Source organism: Sphingobacterium zeae (genome assembly GCF_030818895.1).
Taxonomy (GTDB): Bacteria; Bacteroidota; Bacteroidia; order Sphingobacteriales; family Sphingobacteriaceae; genus Sphingobacterium; species Sphingobacterium zeae.
In genome coordinates, this window is the sequence record NZ_JAUTBA010000001.1 from 2,163,200 (window position 1) to 2,185,873 (window position 22,674).

15 protein-coding genes are annotated in these 22,674 nt (G+C 41.7%); 11 read left to right on the plus strand and 4 right to left on the minus strand.

The genetic code is table 11. The annotated features are described in order from the left end of the window. The 5 genes from QE382_RS08865 to QE382_RS08885 all read left to right on the plus strand — a co-directional run bounded on the left by QE382_RS08865 (position 1) and on the right by QE382_RS08885 (position 5,495). On the plus strand, positions 1–690 hold the full coding sequence (locus QE382_RS08865; protein ID WP_201638928.1) for a GDSL-type esterase/lipase family protein: 690 nt from the start codon (positions 1–3) through the stop codon (positions 688–690). Further along, positions 687–1,406, plus strand: coding sequence for a GDSL-type esterase/lipase family protein (locus tag QE382_RS08870; RefSeq protein WP_307185575.1), 720 nt, complete (start codon positions 687–689; stop codon positions 1,404–1,406). Before QE382_RS08865 ends, QE382_RS08870 begins: the two co-directional genes overlap by 4 nt. After that, complete coding sequence (locus QE382_RS08875) at positions 1,403–2,341, plus strand: DUF4434 domain-containing protein (RefSeq protein ID WP_307185576.1); 939 nt, start codon at positions 1,403–1,405, stop codon at positions 2,339–2,341. Before QE382_RS08870 ends, QE382_RS08875 begins: the two co-directional genes overlap by 4 nt. 135 nt (positions 2,342–2,476) lie before the next feature. After that, on the plus strand, positions 2,477–3,643 hold the full coding sequence (locus QE382_RS08880; RefSeq protein WP_307185577.1) for a n-acyl-d-glucosamine 2-epimerase: 1,167 nt from the start codon (positions 2,477–2,479) through the stop codon (positions 3,641–3,643). A gap of 10 nt (positions 3,644–3,653) precedes the next feature. Continuing rightward, a complete protein-coding gene (locus tag QE382_RS08885) occupies positions 3,654–5,495 on the plus strand; it encodes a carbon starvation CstA family protein (protein ID WP_307185578.1) in 1,842 nt (613 codons plus the stop codon). A 39-nt stretch (positions 5,496–5,534) separates the two neighbouring features. Here the strand turns inward: QE382_RS08885 and QE382_RS08890 are convergent, their stop codons facing one another. Beyond that, the gene (locus tag QE382_RS08890) at positions 5,535–6,764 is read right to left on the minus strand and encodes an ROK family protein (RefSeq protein ID WP_307185579.1); all 1,230 of its coding nucleotides are present in this window, start codon (positions 6,762–6,764) and stop codon (positions 5,535–5,537) included. A gap of 313 nt (positions 6,765–7,077) precedes the next feature. Between QE382_RS08890 and QE382_RS08895 the strand changes: the two genes are divergently transcribed. The 6 genes from QE382_RS08895 (at position 7,078) to QE382_RS08920 (ending at position 17,741) form a co-directional block, all read left to right on the plus strand. Beyond that, positions 7,078–10,287, plus strand: a complete 3,210-nt coding sequence (locus tag QE382_RS08895) for a SusC/RagA family TonB-linked outer membrane protein (RefSeq protein WP_307185580.1) — start codon at positions 7,078–7,080, stop codon at positions 10,285–10,287. Positions 10,288–10,310: 23 nt separating this feature from the next. Next, complete coding sequence (locus QE382_RS08900; protein ID WP_307185581.1) at positions 10,311–12,014, plus strand: RagB/SusD family nutrient uptake outer membrane protein; 1,704 nt, start codon at positions 10,311–10,313, stop codon at positions 12,012–12,014. Between the two features lie 18 nt (positions 12,015–12,032). Further along, positions 12,033–13,700, plus strand: coding sequence for a DUF5018 domain-containing protein (locus QE382_RS08905; RefSeq protein WP_307185582.1), 1,668 nt, complete (start codon positions 12,033–12,035; stop codon positions 13,698–13,700). A gap of 71 nt (positions 13,701–13,771) precedes the next feature. Further along, positions 13,772–14,962 (plus strand): hypothetical protein, encoded by a 1,191-nt coding sequence (locus tag QE382_RS08910; RefSeq protein ID WP_046675316.1) that lies wholly within the window; start codon positions 13,772–13,774, stop codon positions 14,960–14,962. Next, positions 14,962–15,837 carry a hypothetical protein gene (locus QE382_RS08915; protein WP_307185583.1) on the plus strand — a complete coding sequence of 292 codons (876 nt, stop codon included), beginning with the start codon at positions 14,962–14,964 and terminating at the stop codon, positions 15,835–15,837. The genes QE382_RS08910 and QE382_RS08915 overlap by 1 nt, the downstream gene beginning before the upstream one ends. A gap of 908 nt (positions 15,838–16,745) precedes the next feature. Then, entirely contained in the window at positions 16,746–17,741 is a 996-nt protein-coding gene (locus tag QE382_RS08920; RefSeq protein WP_307185584.1) for a hypothetical protein, read from the plus strand. Here QE382_RS08920 and QE382_RS08925 read toward each other — a convergent pair. The 3 genes from QE382_RS08925 to QE382_RS08935 all read right to left on the minus strand — a co-directional run bounded on the left by QE382_RS08925 (position 17,674) and on the right by QE382_RS08935 (position 22,569). After that, positions 17,674–18,672: an alpha/beta hydrolase family protein gene (locus tag QE382_RS08925; RefSeq protein WP_307185585.1), complete on the minus strand. Its 999-nt coding sequence runs from the start codon at positions 18,670–18,672 to the stop codon at positions 17,674–17,676. The two genes, QE382_RS08920 and QE382_RS08925, sit on opposite strands and share 68 nt — an antisense overlap. Before the next feature lie 164 nt (positions 18,673–18,836). Beyond that, positions 18,837–19,718, minus strand: a complete 882-nt coding sequence (locus tag QE382_RS08930) for a helix-turn-helix domain-containing protein (RefSeq protein ID WP_307185587.1) — start codon at positions 19,716–19,718, stop codon at positions 18,837–18,839. A 319-nt stretch (positions 19,719–20,037) separates the two neighbouring features. Next, positions 20,038–22,569 carry a TonB-dependent receptor gene (locus tag QE382_RS08935; RefSeq protein WP_307185588.1) on the minus strand — a complete coding sequence of 844 codons (2,532 nt, stop codon included), beginning with the start codon at positions 22,567–22,569 and terminating at the stop codon, positions 20,038–20,040. Between the last annotated feature and the right edge of the window lie 105 nt (positions 22,570–22,674).

The following is a 22,674-nucleotide window of genomic DNA, read 5'->3' on the forward strand; positions in this document are numbered from 1 at the left end:
ATGAACATACTTTCTTATAGGAACTGGAAGGCCTTATGGTTGCCTTTTTTTTTACCGGCATTGACTTTAGCGCAATCAAAAGGCATTGATTCTACGTTTGATAATCAGCATTATCGCGCAAGGCTTGAGTTTTTTAAAGCGATGCCCAACCAGAAGGACGAAATCGTTTTCCTTGGTAATAGCATTACCGAAGGTGGAAAATGGCAAGAAATCCTCCAACGTAAGCATGTGATCAATCGGGGGATTAGCGGTGATGTGACTTACGGTATTTTAGCACGACTAGACGAGATATTAGCGTCCAGACCACGAAAAATATTTCTGCTCTGTGGGGTGAACGACATGAAAAGAGGAATACCGATTTCCATTATTTCAACGAATATAGAAAGGATAATAAAGCAGGTTAAAAAGCAGTCGCCAAATACAGCGCTTTTTGTGCAGGGAATTCTGCCTGTGAATGAAGCTTTACTGCCAAAAATCTATGAAGAGGTTCGGAATGACAGGATAGTGCTACTGAACAATGCGTTGAAGGAATTGTGTAAGGCACATCAAGTTCGTTTTGTAGACTTACAGCCGATATTGGCGGACGGTAATGGGGAACTAAAAGCTGAGCTAACAATTGATGGCTTACATCTGAAGCAAGCCACCTATTTAATTTGGGCCAATTATTTAAAACAGCAAAAACTATTATGAGATCATTGGAATTTTTTAAGGTGTATCGTATTTTCCAAGGTTGCTTCCTCATTGGAATATATCTATCGGTATTTTCCCAGTCCCTCTCAGCTCAGGAGACTAAAATAGATAGCAGTTACGCCAACTGGTATTATCAACAACGAATGGCCTATTTCGAACAAAGTCCAACCATTAAAGGAGCAATCGTGTTTTTGGGAAACAGTATTACTGAACGGGCAGAATGGCAGGAATTGCTTGCAGATTCAAGATATCCTGTACTGAACAGGGGGATAGGCGGAGATAATTCGTTTGGGATTCTTGCGCGTACCGATGAGGTGTTGCGCGGACGTCCGCGGGCAATTTTTCTGATGGATGGCATTAATGACCAATTCAGAAAGCTTCCGCAGGAAGTGTCGGTCAATAACTACAAGCGTATCATTAAACGAATAAAAAAGATCTCACCAAAGACCCTTATCTATCTTCAGAGTGCTTTACCAATCAATGAAGAACTCACAAAAGAGCCCTATACAAAAGGTAGAAATGTGCTGGTTCCAATCTTAAATGAAAAACTAAGACAGCTTGCAGCAGATGAAAATATTCCATTTGTCGACCTCTGTCCACTTTTTCAGGACAATGAGGGAAAACTTAACGCAGTTGATTCTGCTGATGGTATCCATCTGATACCAAGTGCCTACATAAAATGGGTACAATTATTAAAAGAAAAGAAATATTTATGAGAATTACAGGGACATTTATTGACGAGATTTCCCACGATATTCCGCACCAAAATTGGGGCCCGGAAGAGTGGGATCGGGATTTTGCATATATGAAGGCAATTGGTATAGACACTGTTATTATGATTCGCAGTGGCTATCGTAAATTTATAACCTATCCATCGGCTTATCTGATGGACAAATATGGCTGTTTTAAACCATCGTTGGATCTTGTAGCACTTTATCTGCAGCTTGCAGATAAGTATGAGATGAAATTCTATTTTGGACTTTATGACAGCGGTATTTATTGGGAGACAGGAGATCTGAGTCACGAAATCGATGCCAATCAATATGTAATTGAAGAGGTCTGGGCTAAATATGGGCATTATAAAAGCTTCGGTGGATGGTATATCAGTACGGAAATCAGCCGTAAAACGAAAGGGGCTGTTCATGCTTTTCGTACACTTGGGTTACAGTGCAAGGCAGTCAGTGGGGGCTTGCCGACATTTATATCGCCCTGGATTGATGGGAAAAAAGCTGTGCTTGCCGCTTCTCCCGAGCTTAGTAAAGCCGATGCAGTTTCGGTATTGGAACACGAACGGGAATGGGGCGAAATTTTTGAAGGTATACAAGGAGCTGTCGATGCAGTGGCCTTTCAGGATGGACACATTGATTACGATGAGCTTCCCGATTTCTTTGAGGTCAATAAGAAATTGGCTGATAAATATGGTATGGCCTGTTGGACGAATGCCGAATCTTTCGACCGGGATATGCCGATCAAATTTCTTCCGATCAAGTTTGATAAACTAAGGCTAAAACTTGAAGCTGCAGCGAAGGCTGGTTATGATAAGGCTATTACTTTCGAATTTTCTCACTTTATGAGTCCGCAATCTGCTTATTTACAGGCGGGACACCTTTACAATCGGTACCGAGAATATGCACTGAACCACAATTGGTGATAGGGATCGCGTGTTTACAGCACGCGAAATGACGACAAAAGCAATCTCGAAGAAGTCAGAGAACAAGAAATCGCATTATTGATAAGAGTAGGCCAGAGATTTTAAATGGCCTTTAAAGAGCAAATTCATTTATATATGAATCATTATAGTACAATTTATAAAGACGAATTATTTAATCATATTCTTCCTTTCTGGACGGAGCATTCGCTCGATAGGGAGTATGGGGGCTATTTTACCTGTCTGGATAGAAGAGGTGGAGTTTTTGATACGGATAAGTTTATGTGGCTGCAGGGGCGGCAAGTTTGGCTCTTTTCGAGTATTTACAACAAAATTGAAACACGGTCATCCTGGTTGGATATTGCAGTTCATGGTGCCAGCTTTATGGAAAAACATGGACGTGACGAAGAAGGGAACTGGTATTTTTCACTTGATCGACAAGGGAAGGCACTTGTGCAGCCCTATAATATTTTTTCCGATTGCTTTGCTGCTATGGGATTTGGTGCCCTGTATACAGCAACTCAGGAGCAGCGTTACGCGGAAATTGCTCAAGATACCTTTCATAATATATTGAAACGTCGAACACATACCAAGGGCATATACGATAAGGCTGTTCCAGGGACACGTCCATCAAAGAATTTTGCGTTGCCCATGATTCTTAGTAATCTCTCCATCGAACTGGAGCATTTATTGGAACCTAACCTGGTGCAGGAATTGATTGAGGATATCGTGGTGGAGGTAATGGATGTATTTTATAAAGAGGAGCAGGGGCTTGTCTTTGAAAATGTAAGTCCCAATGGTTCATTGCTGGATAGTTTTGAAGGAAGATTGCTCAATCCGGGACATGCGATAGAGGCCATGTGGTTTATGATGGATCTGGGAGAAAGATTGCAGCGACCAGCGTTGATTGAAAAAGCCATGCGTATTGGTCTTCGTATGTTGGAGCATGGATGGGATGAGAAATATGGAGGTATATTCTACTTTATGGATGCGCAGGGTAAACCGACCCAGCAGTTGGAATGGGACCAGAAGTTATGGTGGGTGCACTGTGAAACACTGGTCTGTATGGCGAAAGCTTGGGTACTAACGGGAAATGAAGAGGCTAAACGTTGGTTCGAACGGGTTCATGAATATACCTGGACGCATTTTAGGGACCCCGAACATGGCGAATGGTTTGGCTATCTCAATCGAAGAGGTGAGGTATTACTCGATCTCAAAGGCGGAAAATGGAAGGGATGCTTTCATGTGCCTCGTGCCTTATGGAAGGTATATGAGGTGTTTGAAAAAGCAAAAATAATCGTGTAACTTAACTGGTATGGATGCTCTCAATGGAATAAATGCGTTGACCCTAGTTTTCGCAGCGATATTGATCTTTGCGATCACGTATCGTTTTTATGGCTTGTTTCTAGCAAATAAGCTGCTCAGGTTGAATGGAAGTCGCCAGACACCGGCGGTGGAGTTTGCTGATGGCCATGATTATGTGAAAACCGATAAAAAAGTGTTGTTTGGCCATCACTTTGCGGCTATCGCGGCGGCAGGGCCATTGGTTGGTCCAGTACTCGCGGCACAGTTTGGTTATCTGCCGGGCGCCATGTGGATATTAATTGGTTGTGTATTAGGTGGTGGTGTGCACGATATGGTCGTGCTTTTCGCTTCTGTACGACATAAAGGAGAAAGTTTGGCAACCATTGCCTCCAAGGAGGTCAGTAAACCTATTGGCACTATTGCCGGTATTGCCGTACTTTTCATTCTGATCCTAACGTTGGCCGGATTATCACTGGCCTGTATCAGTGCGATGCACGAGGCACCATGGTCTTTATTTACGATTGTACTGACAATGCCAATTGCTATTTTAATGGGCTTGATGATGCGCTATCGGGAGGGCTCGGTGACCTTGGCGAGTATCATTGGCGGTATCCTGCTTATTGCAGGTATTATAGCCGGTCATCACCTGATGCAGGTTCCAACTTTTCACGCACTTTTCAACTGGGATGTGAAAACGATCTCTATCGGTATTGCTGTATATGGTTTCTTCGCTTCAGTATTGCCCATCTGGCTATTATTGGTTCCGAGAGATTACCTTTCGACCTATCTCAAAATAGGTACAATTATTATGCTGACGGTAGGAATATTTTTTGTTGCACCAACAATTCAGATGCCCGCCTTGACCTCATTTATCCATGGTGGCGGACCCGTAATTTCAGGACCTGTCTTGCCCTTTATCTTTATTGTGATTGCCTGCGGAGCCATATCAGGGTTCCACGCTATTATCGCAACCGGGACGACACCCAAAATGATCGGTAATGAACGCGAGATCTTGTTTGTGGGATATGGCGCCATGCTTGTTGAAGGCTTTGTTGCCTTGATGGCATTGATTGCAGCTTGTACGTTGATGCCTGGTGATTATTTTGCAATCAATACACCGGTAGCCGATTATGCACAGTTTCTAACGCAGCACCCCCATCTTTCAGCTGTGGATTTACCACATTTTATAGACAGAATAGGTGTAGATCTGCACGGTAGGACGGGCGGGGCAGTGTCGTTGGCTGTAGGGATGGCTCATATCTTCGATAAGGTTCCTTTTATGAACGATATAATGGCCTATTGGTATAATTTTGCTATCATGTTTGAAGCTGTTTTTATTCTTACAGCGATTGATGCAGGTACCAGGGTGGGACGTTTTTTTCTACAGGAAATGCTTGGAACTGTTTTCCCTAAATTTAGCGATAAAAACTGGAAACCAGGTGTATGGATTTGCAGCGCCCTGTTTACGTTCTCTTGGGGATATTTGGTTTATACCGGTAACGTAAGTAGCATCTGGCCATTATTTGGTATTAGCAATCAGCTCTTGGCAGCCTGTGGTCTGATTGTATGTACAACGATGCTCATCCGGATGAATAGGCGAAAATATGTCTTGTTTGCAGCCGTTCCCGGTGTCTTTATGGCCGTGATTACATTTTGGGCCGGCTATCTTCAGGTGGTACAAGGATATGTGCCTAAAGGACAGTACCTACTGGCGGGCTTGGCCGTAGCTGCGATGTCATTGATGGCGATTGTATTTATCGGAACGTTTAAGAAGTGGATACACCTTGCACAACGGAAAGAGCAAGTGAAAGATCAATATGGAGAGGTTGTGAAGGAAATTGTGGAAAGATAAAGTAGCGCGTGGATTTCCGTGAAATCCACGTCTTATGTCTTAATCGATAATAGAAAGCAGACGGTCCCGAATGAGAAGGCAGGCTCCAAAGGCTGCAAGTTTTTCTCCATTATTTGAATAAGCAAGTTTGGTATCCTTGTTAACAATAGACAATGAAAACTTATTGACAGCATTCTTCAGCGGTAACATCAGGTATTCCTCACTTTTGGCTAAAATTCCACCGACGATGATGATTTCTGGATTGAAAATATTGATCAATGTGGCAAGTCCACGACCTAATTTTTCCCCAAGTTCATTGATCAACTCAATAGCGAGATTGTCATCTTTTTTTGCAGCAGCGATAATATCGCTGAGCCGGATATCTTCCAGATCATTGAATTTTTTTGTTAGGATGCTCGTTGCGCCATTTTGCAGTGCTGCTATTACACGGTTTCTAAGTGCAAAACCAGATGCTTCTGTTTCGAGGCAACCCTTTTTTCCGCAGCGACAGATGATATCGTTGTCAAAAATGGGAATATGTCCAAATTCACCCGCGAAACCCGATTTCCCATAATAGATCTTTCCGTTGATTAAAATTCCTAGTCCGATGCCATTGTCCACATTGACAAAAAGAGCATCTTTCTCATCCTTTAAAATTCCGCTGGAAAATTCGCCATAAGCAAGCGCCTTACTATCGTTTTCAAGATAGGTGCGCAATTGCAGCTCCTGTTCGAAATATTTTGATAAAGGATCTTCATAAAAATTAAAATAACTGTAGGAATAACCTGTTCGATAGTTGATACGACCAGAAAGATTGATACCTACACCCAATATTTTATCCTTTTGAATCTGATGTGTGGCAATAAACTGATTGATCTCCCGGCATATATTCTGGAGTGATTCCTGATTATTCTCCAAACGATGTGGAATTTCCTCCTGGCTGGCAATAATGTCTTTTTTCATATTCATGACCACAATACTGAGATGATCATGGCTTACCTGAACACCGACAAAAAATGCTGCATTCGGAAGTAGACCGTAGGAATTCGGTTTTCTGCCAATTCCCGAAGTCGACTTTCCATTGTCCTGGACCAATGCATCTTCTATAAGTTCATTAATAGATTCGTTGATTTTTGGAATACTGATGTTGAATTCCTTGCTTAGTTCAGGAATAGTTGAAGGCCCCTTGGTCGCAAAAAAGGTCAAAATCTCCTTTTTAAGCAAAATATTTTTATAGGCTACACCGCTATAGCTTGCATCATGTAAGTCACTCAAGAATTTTATACTCATAACTGTGTTACGTTAACTTATGGGTAAATATAGTAAATATATCATCATGCAAAATTAAGTTTGTGTTTTTTCTTCTTTAGTTGATCCTAATTAATAAAAAAAATTAGAAATAATTTGAATATTTAAAATTTTATTTCTTATTTAGTGTTGTATAAATAATATACCTAATAATTGTAAACCAAAATACGTTGCCGTGCCGGTGTCAGAACGTTGCATGTTTTATCCAATGAAAAATGTCTGATCATGGTTTAGGTAACCGAGTGACCATAAATACTTATTTTTTAACATAACACTATTTTTTCATTCCTAAATTATGAAACCAACACATGTAAAACGCAGGTATCTTTTTAAGGCATTGGGATTACTTATTGTTTTTATGCAATCCGCAATAAGCTTTGCTCAATCCATTGTAAATGGTACCATACGAAGTCGCGATGAACAGCCTATTGCTGGCGCGACGGTTAAAGTAGTGGGGACTTCTGTAACAACGCGTACAGATCAAAAAGGGAGTTTTACCGTACAGGTAGACCGACTTCCGGCCGAACTTCAGGTTAGTTATATCGGCTATTTGTCGCAGTCGCGGAAGATCACAGTTGCCGGTACACAAAGTTTTGTTTTGCAGTCCGATGAACGTCAGATTGACGAGGTCGTTGTTGTGGCTTATGGTACGCAAAAGAAGAACAACGTTGTTGGTTCTGTCGTACAGATCGGAGGTGATCAGCTCAAGAAAGCCCCGTCGATGAATTTGACCAATGCACTTGTCGGACGTGTTCCCGGATTGACAGCATTACAACAATCAGGACGCCCGGGGGCAGATAATGCGACCTTGTATCTGCGCGGAGTTGGAACTTACGGCGGTAATCGAAGTCCTTTGGTGATTGTCGATGATATCGAAAGACCGCTTTCTACCTTGGCTTATCTGGACCCAAGTGAGGTAGAAACGATTTCCTTTTTAAAGGATGCAGTTTCCACGGCCGCTTATGGTGTACAGGCCGCTAATGGTATTATATTGGTTAAAACAAAAAATGGACGAAAGGAACAGACCAAAGTAACCTATGACTTTGGATACAGCATTGGCCAAAATACCCGCTTTCCAAAATTCCTCAATGGACCGGATTATATGAACTGGTATAACAAAGGAACAGAACTGGACAATGATTTTCTCCGTAATACGAAGCAAACTGAAGCACCTTACATCTACACGCAGGAACTCATCGATGCTGTGGCAAATGGAACCAATACCAATCCGTTATTTGGGAATACAGACTGGATTGGCCTATTGGCAGATAATAATAGCTATTCGCAACATCATGCTGCTACAATTTCTGGTGGAGCGAGCAAAACGCAGTATTTTGCTTCGGTCAGCCATATGAACCAGGACGGGGTGATCGACAATACCAATTTTAAACGCTACAATGTCCGTACAAACCTTAAAAGTGAACTTAATGAATACCTGACGGTTGGTTTGAACATTGGTTTGCGTAATCAAAATACCAATTTACCCGGTATTTCACCCGATAACTCGGCCTATATGAATCCATTTTACCAAGCTGTTCGGATGCTGCCAAATTTGCCTATGTATGCCCCAAATGGACTCCCGGTAGCATATCAGGCCGGAGCAGGATGGGTCAACCCAATTGCTTCCGTAGCAAATTCGGGATACCAGAAGCTCAAAAGCAATATCTTTCAGGGAACAGCAAACATTGATTTTAAAGTTCCGGGAGTAACAGGTTTGCTGGCAAAAGTTCAGGGCGCATACGACTATAATTCGGATGAATCCAAATCTTGGCTGACACCGTATCCGACGATGGGAAGACAGCGGGACCAGGTTGCAGGTGATTTCGTAGCCATGACCACATTGCCCGGGATCACCAAAACATCCCTTCGTCAGAGCTTTGCGGCTAGCTACCGAAGCACATGGCAAGCGAGTTTAAATTACAACCGGACTTTTGGTGATCATAGCATCGGTGTGTTAGGTTTATATGAATATGCAAAAACTCATGGTAATCAATTTGGTGCCGGGGCAAGTAATTTTCCGATCAGTATTATTCAGGAAATAAACTATGGTTCGGCTTCCCAGGAAGATATTATCAAGTCTACAGGTTCCAGTGATGCGGAATCTGCACGGGCGGGATTTGTGACGCGACTGAATTATGCTTTCCGCGATCGTTATTTAGTGGAGTTGGTGTCGCGTTGGGACGCCTCCGCTAACTTTGCCAAGGAAAACCGCTGGAAATCTTTTCCGGCCATTGGATTGGGCTGGGTTGTCTCAAATGAGTCCTTCTTTAAGGAAGCTGTCCCTTTTGCAGATTTCCTTAAATTAAAAGGATCTATTGGGCGTACTGGCAATGATCGTGCGCAGGTGGGTAGTTTCCCTTACATTAATACCCTTTCGCAAAATACAACACCAGTCATTGTCATAGACGGCAAACCGGTCAAAGCCTTATATACCAATGCACCTCAAAACCCACTATTGAAATGGGAAGAATCCACCACATCCAATGTTGGATTTGAATCACGGTTTTTAAATGGAAAATTTGGTTTTGATTTCGAATGGTTCTACCGTTATACTTCCGGTATTCTGGGACAGGTAGGAAACCTTTATCCAGCGTCGATGGGTGGTTATTTTCCGAGTTTGGCCAATATTGGCGAAGTTGATAATCGCGGTTTTGATGCTCAATTGCGTTATAACGACCGTTTTGGTGAATTCAAACTGGGCGTAACCGGCAATATCAACTGGGCGAAAAACAGGTATCTGAAACTGGATGAAGCGAACGGTATCCCTTCTTGGCAGAGTCTCATTGGCAAACCTATCGGAACAAAAATTGGATTTGTCAAAGAGGGGATGGTACAGACCTGGGAGGAAGCACGCAATACACCTTCACCAAGTTCGGGATTTATGGCGCCCGGTTTTTTCAAATTTAAAGATTTGAATGGTGACGGCCGGATTACCCGAACAGATGATATGACCTATATTGGACGCTCCAATGTACCTGAATTAACATTCGGTTTGAATTTCGATATGGCTTATAAAGGCTTCGACTTTTCAGCATTGTTGCAAGGTGCTGCACGTGTTGATGTTGCCCTAGCAGGAGCCTACGAAGGATCGTCCGGAACTTCAGGGGTAGAGGATAATACACCTTTTACGCGACCTTTTTATAATTATGGAAACTCCCCTTATTTCTTGGTTGAAAACTCATGGCGCGAAGACAATCCGAATGCCGAATTTCCACGAATGAGTGCCTATAAAGCAACAGGCATGTCGACGAACAATGCAAATGCCAATTCAGGATGGATCAGAAAAGGAGATTATCTGCGGCTTAAATCCGTGCAGTTGGGCTACACTTTCCCGAAAGGATTGCTGAATGCAGCTAATATTGAACAGGTACGCGTGTTTGCTTCGGGCTCAAACCTTTTCACATGGGATTACTTGAAATACCTCGATCCCGAAATGCCAAATGTCAATAATGGATTTTATCCGCAGCAACGGATTTTTGAATTTGGTTTAAGCGTTACTTTTTAATCTCCTAAAAATTATTATTACAGATGAAATCAACTCTATATACCAGCTGTCGGCAGCTTTCATTTTTAGGCCTGTTGTTTATGGCGTTGGAAGGTTGTTCTGTCGATCTAATTCCACAGGACCGGATCGCAGAAGAGAAAGTATGGGCTGACCCCAATTCGGCAGAACTATATGTGTCGGGTATCTATGCTGAATTTAAAAAATTCCAGTTTGGTCAATTTCCCAATTTAGGCTATGACAACGCAATGGATGCCTTAGCCGATGGAATGAAATTTACCTCAAATACGGCTGGGAATGGTACCGTCAATATTCTTGTATCCAACTCAAACCAGTTTTCTTCCGCAAGTGTGGGCCTGAATTATTGGGCGAGCGGATATGAACGTATCCGTCGTATCAATGAAATGATCAATGGGATTAATACCAAGTCGAGCCTTTCCGATGCGCAAAAACAGGTTTATGAGGCTGAGGGCAGGTTCGTGAGAGCATATGCTTATTTCTGGCTGGTAAAGATCCATGGAAGCGTGATTCTATTCAAGAGTATGGATCAGTATACTGAAAAAGATCACGAACGCTCGAGTGAGGAAGCCGTTTATGATTTTATCCTGGAGGATCTCCAATATGCGGTGGATCATCTTCCGCTCAACAATCTTGCTGGCCGGGCTACCCAGGGCGCGGCCTATACCTTGATGGCACGTGTAGGACTGTATGCAGGCTCTATTGCTAAATATGATCTCAAGCAGTTCAATCAGGATCCTTTGACGGGCATTTCACAGGCGAGGAGCGCGGAGTATTTTAAAAAATCAGCCGATGCAGCGCAAAAAGTCATCGATATGGCTAATGGGGGACTCTATGCCTTGGACGATAATTTTGCAAGCATTTTTACCAATAAAAATACAAAGGAAGCAATCTTTCGGGTAGATTTTGCAGCACCTGATGTCACGCATCAATACGACCTGGGCTATGCCCCACCTCGAGATGCTCCGGGTAATACATTGGTTTATGGTGTACCAACGGCTGAATTGGTCAATGAATTTGAAATGGCTGACGGATCCAAATTCTCCTGGCAGAATGCTGCGCAGGCAGCGGCTCCCTATACAAATCGTGAACCTCGTTTCTATGCGACGATCTTATACAATGGTGCAACCTGGAAAGGAAGAACACTGAATACGTCGACGACCGATGCGATAGAAGGATTTACAACATTTGGCGCGAGTGGTGACCCCAAACGTACCGTTACGGGATACTATGTACGCAAAATGCTTGATCCTACAAATACGACATTCGTTCAAAATAAAAGTACACAAAGCTGGATCGAAATGCGCTATGCCGAGGTCTTGTTGATTATGGCGGAAGCGAAAGCGCAATTGGGCGATTTTGCCTCAGCGACAACCTACATCAATCAGCTCCGCCAGAAACGTGGACTTAATGCTCTTAGCCTTGCCAACAATAATCAGGCAATGGCCGCTGTAGAGCATGAGCGTAAAGTTGAACTCGCTTTCGAGGGACACCGTTTTTGGGATTTGCGCCGTTGGCGAAAAGCTCACATCCTGTTGGATAATGTGAAGTTTACAGGGCATAAGATCAGTCCGAACGGAACAGGATTAACATACGAGGTTGTCTCAGCAGACGCAACCAACAGAAGTTTCAGTACAAAATTATATTATCTGCCCATACCTGAAAATGAAGTGCAGTTGAATGGTGCGTTGACTCAAATTAAAGGTTGGTAAAAATAATAAAGACTAACAATGGACAAAATAAAATTTTATAGTTTATGGGCCTGTGCGATCCTTTTGGGAGGATGTCAAAAACCTAATTATCTGGAGCGGAATGTGAAAAATCAATTGATGGATTTTTACGCTACGATTGATGGGAAAGGGCAAGATCGACTTTTTCTGAGTACGATCAGCAACGATACGGTGTATTTGCACGTAGATTATTATTATCCGATCGATTCGGACAATGAAGTAGATCTTTCGCGACTGATGTTGCGTGCTTCCGTTCCAGCTGATGCCCAGGTGACGCCGGGATTAAATGGATTTACAGACTTGACGGCACCCAAGAAAATTACTGTCACCTCGGGAAACGGTGACGCAAAGGACTATGTGGTCATTGCCGAGAAGAAAGGCAATACGGATATTTCGGGAGTCAAAATTACATTCAAAGACAGCGAACAAAAGGTCAATGAGGTTGAGGGGATCCTAAACGGGAATACGGTGACGTTTTATGTGGTGCCGGGCATGGATCTTTCACAATCTACGCTGAGTTACGTTATTAATAAGCATTCCAGTGGTTCAATAGCAAGCGGTGGTCAGGTCAATTTGGCAAACGGTGCAGAAGTACCCCTGACGATTTCTGGAGCCGGAAATATCAAGCGGCAGCTCAAATTGGTTGTTAAAGAACCTGTCAAACTTGAAAAAGGGGTGGGCATTAGTCGGCGCTTGTTCCTGAAGAAAGCGGCAGACTTGGGCTTCACTGCAAATAGTGAAACGTCCTGTTTTGTGAGTGGCGATTACTTGGTGATTGTGAGCCGGACTTCACCATCTGTATTTAAGGTGTACAACCGTTTCACAGGAGCTTATTCCCATAACCTAACAAATCCTTTCCCGGCAGGTCGCTTGATCTTCCAAGGTGTGAGCGATGAAAAAGGACGATTTATGCTAGGAACTTATACGCCGAATGGACAGAGCTTTGTGTTATACAAATACAAAGATGTTTTTGATACCAGTCCTGTCAAGTTATTGGATCTACTTTATAGCAAACCTGCTGCGGTAGCTGCCGGCGATGGCAATATCGGTCGTAAACTTAACTGGGTAGGGGATATGGACGGAAACGGTCAGTTACTTGCTTCGGTTGCAACCAGTCGTTACCTACTGCGTTGGACAGTCGAAAATGGCCAGATAAAATCTACCGCTGCCGATGTCCTGGAATATAAGGATGGTGCGGCATCATTAGGCTTTCTACCGGAATATCTTCCTTTAGGGGTCGGCGCTAACGCCGAACTGATCGCGAGCACTAACGCCGAACTTGCTTATGTTTCGGGAAGTACATGGGGGCGGCTAGCAGCATTCCCGGCAATTACCGGTACTGCCATGAATGGTGGTATCGCCTTTCAGCGTTTTAACAGTGCAGATATTTTGGCTCAGGTCAAATTGTTTGGAAGCAATGAGATCGGGCAGATGTATGTCTATGATATTAGCGATCGAGCCCGCATTGGTACCACACTGAGTTCACCTACCTATAACCAATTGCGTGTTTATGAGTCGGAACTGTTTACTGGCGGTACCAACGGTAATGCAACCAGCGACATCTGTATGGGAACCTCAGAAAATGGACAAAGGCTTCAGGTGTATATGTTGACAACCTTTGGTTATCTCGTTGCGCAGGAGTTTACAATTTATGCCGATTCAAATTAAAATAATCGTTCCTTCATGCAGCTTGTGTTGCAGTGGAGGAACATTGTATTCATTCGTAAAAAAATAAAATTATGAACAAGCACATCAAAACAAGCTTATTGTTGATGTTAGGTTTAGTTTCGTGTAAAGTTGGATTTGCACAAAAAAATGATTTAAGTAGCGTGTCCAAAAAGATTGTCAGCGCAAATAAAGGCGATATCGTCCTGTTGGAGGATTTTCTAAAAACGGACTTTCCTAAGTTGCCTTACACAAAGACCGTATTACCGGGACCGCAGTATATCATATCTGATGATCCCGAGTATATTCGTGTTCCTGAGGCTATTGCATTACAGGAGACGGTTGACCCTGGGGCTGTTAGGTTGTATGTGTATAACGTCAATGGTGTTAAAGAACCACAAAAAATGCCGCGTAAGATTTCAGCGGTCATTAAAAATCTAGGCCATGAAAATATGCATTTTCGCATGCTGAAGTATGCCTCACAAAAACCGAGTTCAAACTATTTTGAAATTGGAAAGAAGGGGCTTGAGGACTACTTTTTATCTGCTGTAAACAATCAGGTGAAAGTGCTTAAACCAGGAGAAGTAATGGCTATCGATGAAAAACTGGAAAAACAGCTGGTACAATACGATGAACTTGTCCATGGATTTTATGAGTTTGTGGTTGACCAGCCGGCGCAGATCGCTGTCATTCAATTTGCTCCAGATGAGTCTGGGCCAAAAGTGTTTCCGCGGATCAAGACCTTGATTCCTCATAGTCACGCAAACGCTGGTCGCGGTATTTTTCCGATTTCTAATTATCAGATTAATCCGACTGATACGCTCGATACCAAAAAAGGAGCAGTGCAGCTGATTGTGGCCGACGGGCAGGACGATCCATGGATCACGGGAACGATTGGTGCGAAAAAAGAATTTGCCAAGAATGCCGGAAACTATGGTGTGCTGTATAAAACAAAGATCAAATGGAAGAGTACAGACGGAAAAGGATTAGCTTTGGTTAGCTGGAACAGCCGTTCTGGAGACAACCAATGGTGTGGTGGCATGGGACTGACCATGGAACTTGTGGGTAAAGATGGTCAAAAGACCGTGATGCAATATCCCAAAAATGCGCTGATTACAAAAGGTTATCCAGAGGCAATTCTCATCGAAACTTATTGGCCCGACCCAAAGAAGGAAATACAGGAAATTGAATTTACCTATTCTCCTCCGGGAGCTTCCTGTCTACCGACCCCATTAATTTTTGTACCCATTGATCCCAAGAAATAATGAAACATATACTCTTACTTTTTTTACTAGGCTTGACCGCCTGTAGTGCAAAAAATGAATTTGTTAAACCAGAATTTCCGGTTGTAGGTGTTGATGGGAATGAGTATCTCAAGAATGAGGTGCGTCCGGCTTCTTCAAAAGCTTGTTTTCAAGGAGCCTACTATCGAAAAGTTGTTTCCAGTACGGATGTTTGGGTTGGAATCAAAGCCGAGGTTACCTTGCCAAAGATGGAATTTGATCCAGCGCGTTTGAATCCGAGCAAACCAAAGCAATACCTGGATAATCCCTCTGTTTATATGGGTGGTAACATGGGGGGACAAGAAACGGATATTGGTCTTACTTGGGAAGTTATTAAAGATGAAAAAGGAAATGTGACAGAAGACAGGCGGGCTTTTCGACCGTTTTTACGAAGGGCGGCACACAGCTCTGGTCAAGTAAGTCTTTACCAAAATGCACCAGCACAAGACGAATATTATTGGTATCCTGGCGAAAAGGTGCTGATGACATTGGAAATTGTTGGTCCAGGCATATTAAAATTTGCTATACAGGGTAACGGCAAGAAATATGAAGCTACGTTTGAAAGTGCTGGATATACCCTAGGTGGATTGGGTGAGTTTAAGCGGGTGAACGCTATCGATCAGGTGGCCAATGAAGGCAAACCTGTAAAGGCAACAAAAACGAAAGTATTGGAAGCGATTTGGTCCTACAGCACTTTACTCCGCTATGATGCAAAGCAAGTGATCGAAGTGCCTATGCATGCGGGACGAATGACGCAGATGGCTTGCCCAGCGGCACAATATTTTAAAATCCAACAGAATGCTGCCAACCTCAAAAAAGGAGGGGAGACTGTTGTGATTAATGGGGACGGTTTTTAAGATTGTTCAAAGAAAAGTATATTGGGTTGAAAGCCGGTTTTAAGTAACTGGCTTTCAATGTTTCTAACTACGATTAGTTTTTCCTATTCGTATTGCTAAAGTCCTGTTTAACCGATTTAGTGAATGATAAAAAATGCTTTTTTTAAAGTTTTATTTTGTTTATACAAAGTTATTTTCTATTTTAGTGTTGCCCATTCAAGGGCACTTTTCATAAAATAGGTTAATAATATGGCTAAAACACCCGGGGTACCCCATGCTTTCGGGTGTTTTTTTTTATTAATTATCACCTTCTAATGGGCCCTATATATTGGGGTATACCAAAATTATATCATCAATATTTTTTATTTCGATACAGCATCTACATGTTGTTACATAAGCATAATTTTTTCACTTTTTTTTCTTCAATTTTCAACAAGATTACCTTATGATCAAAGCGCAACCAAATCTTGCGTTATCACAGTGCTTGTTCAGTGCTTGTTCAGTGATCGTTCAGTGCTTATTCAGTATTGATTCAGTAAGCACTGACTAATCATTGAGCGACTACTGTATTAAAAATGAATGAAAACTGTTATTGCCCGGAATTTAGTGTTTGATTGTTTCAGTTTTAATCACTATATTGGATATTTATAGTTCTTTGATTGTGGCAATCATTAAAAAGATCGTCGATGCCATAAGGATGAATAAGGTTGCGTGTTATAGATGATCTTTCTTTAAGTATTAATAGCATATCTTATTTTTAACTTTTTTTTGCGTAGGCTCCCTTAGCATTGTATCGTGTTGTTGTTCTTATTTTTATGTATGCTGGGTTAGGAATTTTGTATATATTTGAGAAGAATCTAAAGGCCATTGTCCGACGGGTAGATGAGTGAGAAGTGCTTCATCAGAAGTGACTATTAATTGTTTAAATTATGAAATATCTGTTCCTGTTGTTGTTAAGCATTTGTTTTTTGTCAAGTTGTGACAAAGAGGATGCTGATATTGACGCTACAGAGATTGATGGAATAGCAATGGGCAAAAGGTATCATTTTGAAGGACGTTCTGTTGGCTTTTCTGTGACTCAGTTTTATGTAGATGGTACGGTAGACAAGAATTTCTATTTGGGCACGGTCTGGGGATTGAAAGACACGACGCCGCAGCTAAAGTTAACCACTCTTCGCTCTTATTATAAACCTTTTAAAAACACAGTTTCATCCACACAGCCAACTTTACCTTCGATTCGTATTATCCCAAGTTATGATGCTATTCGAGCTTTTGCAAAGAAAAGCAGGGGCGAACCAGCTGTTTTGGAGCAATCTTCTGTAGGCGCGTTTTTCGACTATAGGGCGATACGTTATCATCTCAATAACAGCCCTGACGTAGATAGTGTGCTGAAGTTGATTCGCCATCACGATTCGACCACAATAAAGAGGGCAAACAGCTTACTATTGCGTCGGGAAAATATTGCATTTAGCCTTCAAGTTGATCTAGCGGATTATGTAAAGGGTTTTAACAAGGAGGAAGTTGAAAAGTTAAAAAAGACTGGATATCATCCGTATTATGTTTCATCCGCAAATTACGGTACACATTCCATTGTAATGGGAGAAAGCGATTTTCCGCGTGGTGATCTGAAAAATGTCCTGGAAAAATTACTTTACAACCAAGAACTGACCGAACTGGATAAAGCGATTTTAAATGGTTCAGACGTATTAATATATCTGCGCGGCGGACGACAAAAAGGTTTTATTAGACGAGCAACAGGTCTCAACCCCATTAAAAAACTTGTTGCAGATTATAAAAATGAACTTGAATTGCAACAGCATAGCTATGATTATCCTATTAGCTATAGTCTAGGTGATCTCAATTCTTATGGACACCTAAAATTTTGGTATTCTTATGATTTTCTTGTACGGGAGGAGAAGGAGTGAATTTGAGTTTAGTCCTGCTCTTAATCCATTGAAGTGCAATAGCACTTGGTTCATCCGAGGCTGAAAGGTTTGTGTTGTGATCTAGTGCTGGGAATAGGCAATACTCGAACGGTTTTCCCTGCGCTTTCAATGCATTGAGACGTTCTATGGATAAGCCTACCGGTATTTGAATATCCTGCGAACCGAACAGCCAAAGTCCAGGTGCAGCTGTCGTTTTTAGCGATGCGACTGGATCGGTATTGATAAATTGATAACGGTCTGGATCATTCATCACATGTTGACGAGCCTCAGTTTCCGTATGTTTATCCCAAAAGTCTTTTCTTCCGTTTGTGAAAAACTGAAATCGGAGCTGTTCGCGTGCCGGAATTACTGCACCACTATACAAGACAAAAAAGTCGATCAATGGATTTTTGTTGGCCGCCAACGGGATGATCCATCCTGCTTGACTAAATCCCAACAGTCCGATTGGAATATTCGGGTTGTCCAGTTGTTGACGGAAAGTTGTTACAGCCTCCTGTGCATCTTTTGCAAGCAGGTTGAGGTTAGCGGAGTCAATATTATTTGTACCAACCTCAGGGCCCGCATAGATTCCCTCCGATTTTCCAACCCCGCGTTTGTCATAGGTAAATACAGCGATACCATTTCGGGCTAAAAATGAAGCGAACTCCGTCATCCTTTTCTCTTGCCCAGAGCCGTGAACAAGGACAATGGCCGCACGGGCATGTTTAGGCTGAAGTATGGAACCTGCCAATTGAATGCCCTCACTCCCAAATATGATATCTTTTGTTAACCAATCTGATTGTTGGGCTTTTGCATTCTGTGGATAGGGTATAAAATATAGAACCATCAACGATAGCAGCATGTTGAATCTGATCCTTTTTACCGAAATGAGCTTCGACGGAAAATAGTCTAATAAATGGATCTTAGGCATAAGAATTTCTCTGTTATATTTGTTGTTATCGAAGTTAATCACTTGAACTTTAAATAATTTGTTTTTTAGGCGGACTGTTCATTTATGTCGGTAAATAGCAGTTTTTTCGCTGTGAATGAATTTAGGACTATTCCAACGCCGGATCAGATCGCATGCTAATCACTTTAAGAATTTTTAGGCGGGAAGTATTTTTGTTGATATGCTGATGGAGACATTTTTGTTCGTTTCTTGAAAAAATGCGAGAATGTAGACAGGTCTTGAAAGCCGAGTTCAATCATGGTCGCCTTGATTGGATTGGGCGCAGCCCTTAGTAGACGCTTAGCTTCTCTTAATAAGCGCAGGTGTATCAATTTAAGTGGAGCAACACTCATATGGTATTTAGTGAGCTTCCTAAGTGCATTTTCAGTCATATTAAGCGCATCTGCATAATAGGCAACATCATGTTGCTCCTTGTAATGTAGCTCGATCAACTCCAGGAATTTATTTAAAGTTACTGAAAGGGATGACGATTGGGGATATCCAATCCGATCCATCAGAATCCGACTAATTTCCTGTAAGCTAATTGATGCACGATTCCCTAAAAGTGGAAATAGCGGTTGAATTCGAGAAAGTTCCGATCCTATTTGTTGTAAATCGTTACGTAGTATTTCAAATTGGTATTCCGTGATGTCTATTATAGGGTGATGCATTAGTAACTTCATATTGATAGGAAGGCAAAGACATAGCTTTTCGAAATTTTGTCTAGAGAGTTTAAACTGATAAGCAGTGGTCTCTTCCATACAAGAGAAGGAACTTGACTGTCCTGGAAAAATTAAATGAATTTGATAGCTTTCTAACGGATATTTTTTCTGGTCAATTAGATGAATACCACCTTTTGATTGCAATAAAGTAAATACAAATTTTTCATTATTCTTAACTTGAATGGTGTAATTTGTAACCCTCCATAATTTGAATAAAAAACCTTGATGTTCTACATGTGAACCACAAACTTTTACATTGCCGGCACAGAATGTAATCCATTTTAATGCGAGAGGATAATTTGGCACGAATTTTAACTATTTTTTAATGTTTGCGTGCGTATTTGACGGACGTTTCCGCTTTCTATGCACACGTGAAAAAAATTATTGATGTATTCGGCGCAGTCGACGCTCAAACTCTTTTGATTGAAAAGCATTGGTGATTAATGTTTCTAGTATTCAAGTTAATATTTTTTTTTGAAATATGGTATTTTTATTGAAAAATAATCGATTGAATAATGAATAATGGATCGTGATACGGTGATTTTGGAGGTCCACTTCTTCGGGGCTATTAAACAAAAAAAGGGTATTTTCGTTAGAAAATACCCTTTTTTTTATAAAATATTCGCTATTGCATTTGTATGCCTTCCATGGCATTCGTGTTTTTGTTTTTCTTAAACATGTTCATATCCATTTTCCCAAAACGGTAGGAAAGGTTCAATTTGATCAATTGCGGATTTGAAAGACGGTAATAGGTTTGAGAAAATCCTTCTCCGGAGGAAACGATTGTATTGCCTCGTGTTCTGAAGATATCGTTGATTGCCAGAGTTGCTGAGGCAGCCTGATTCTTTAAGAAGCTTTTTTTGATGGCAAAGTCGATACCATAGAATGGTTTGATATACCCTTGTGAAGAGCTTTGCGCTTGGTTCATAGGTGGGCCAAATGTTTGAGCCTGCGTTACGGGCATATTTGTTTTGCCCTGATATTCAAAGGCAAGCTGCAGATTCCAGTTTTTCTGTAAGTTGAACGTATTGTTCAATTTTCCAAATACGGTCCACATACCTTCCGATGGTGTTTGTTCGTCGACTTCAATTTTAGAATTGTAGAAGTTAAGGTCTGCCGTCAGATCCCACCATTTTTTAAGCGTATTGGTATACGTGAATTCGGCCCCATAATTTTTGCTGGAGTTGGCATTGATATAGGTGTTAATGAAGTCCATTTTGTTTGTGACCGGATTCAGTTCCTGTGTCAGATAACGTGTAATCAGGTTGTTTGTACGTTTATAGTATACCGTTGCCAAAAATGTACCTTTTCCATGTGTACGACTATAGGACAATTCGCCGGATGTAGTAAATTCAGGTACAAGATCCGGGTTACCGCGCGTAATATTCAAGCTATCCGTGTAGTCAACAAAAGGGATGAGCTGGAAAAAATTAGGACGGTTGACACGACGCGTTACGCTCATCTGTATTTGGTCTTTTTCGGTTATTTTCTTGCTCAAAAATAATGAAGGGAATAAGCTAAGCGGGTATTTATTGTGGAACTTTTCATTTGTATTCAGAAGTTCTCCGTCGTAAGTTGAACTCTCGGCACGTAAACCAACCTTATAAGAAACCCAATCTTTTAAATTACCACCCAATGAGGCATAGGCAGCATAAACGCTGTTCTTATTATTATAGTTTGCCGAAGCTGCTGTGATATTTTCAAAATCATCTTTATCTAAGGCTTTTAAGAAGTTATTGTTGAGGTTTTTAAGTTTATTGATCTGCGCTCGTACGCCAGTTTCGAGTTTCATCCCATTTTTGAATGGTTTGACATAGTCTGCCTGAACAGTCATGAACTGATTGTCACCAGAACCAATGTTTTTTTGGATCTGTGTTCCGCTGATCTCCTTGTTTAAATTGAGATAGTTGGTTGTATATAGGCCGTTCGATGTGTTGGTGCCGCCAAAGTAATTGAAATCGACAGACAATTCCTCGCCTTCAGTTTTGAATTTTTGGACAAGACCGGCTTGCAATCCGCGTGGTTTGAAGCTTCTTTCAGATTCGGAGATCCGATCGCTCATTGAAGTACTGCCTGCAGAAGTGGTCGATATTGTTGAGTTTTCATTGGGTTTAAATTTACCTTGTACCAATACTCCTGCAACAGATAGTGTAGTCTTGGGGCTTAAATCGTAATCTACACCCAATCGGCCAAAGGTGATCATACCTTTTGTTTTGCCTTCGATATCCTGACCTACTTCAGACTCCACACCATTGATTGTACTGATACGGCGACTGTCGCCTTCGGTGTTGGTGCGCATGCGCATATTCATTCCCGTCAGTGATATATTGAATTTATTCTGACGTAGATTTAGACTACCCATAAAGTTGGTGCCGCCAAAACGATCTCCCCCCAAGGTGACCATACCGTTATATCCTGCTTTCTTATTTTTCTTCAGAATAATGTTGAGGATTCCGGCCATACTTCCCGAAGCGTCATATTTGGCAGATGGGTTTGTAATAATTTCGATTTTGTCGATCACGTCGGCCGGAATCTGTTCGGGAGTGAGTGTAGTCGGTTTTCCATCGACAAAAATGGTAGGAGCTGCATTTCTCAATTTTACGTTTCCGTCAATATCGACTTGTACCGAAGGCATATTTCGGAGTACATCAATTGCTGTTCCACCAGCGGCAACAATATTTTTCTCTACATTGAATACTTTTTTGTCAATGTCCATTTCGAGAAGTGCCTTACGGCCAGTGACGGTAACTTCATCGAGCTTACGGTTGTCATTTTCCAATTTGATCGCACCCAGATCTTTACTTGATGTTTTATTGTCGCTATAATCTACCGAAAGATCTATTGGAGCGTATCCGACAGAGCTGATTTTAATCTTCCATTTGTCTTTTGCCGAAATGGCGGAGAAATTGAACTTTCCGTTTTCCGATGAACTGGTGCTTTTTACAAGAATTTCCCTTTCCTTACCTGTCGTTTGGTCTATAATGACCTTCAATAGATTAACCGAAGCTTGCGAAATAGGTTTCCCTTCATTGTCTACAATTTGGCCCGAGATCTGGCCTTCAGACACTGCTAAAGCAGGTCGTCCTCCTGCGGGTGCTTGAGCGTGTACGGCGGCAACTGTGGTTGCCATTAATGCTATTGCTATCAATCTTTTCATTTTTTTTCTTTGCTATGCTATCTTTTATGCGGATTAGGCTACATCATAGTACACAAATTTGAAAAGGATTTTTTAGCTATGCAACCATCTGTAGACCGAAGGAGC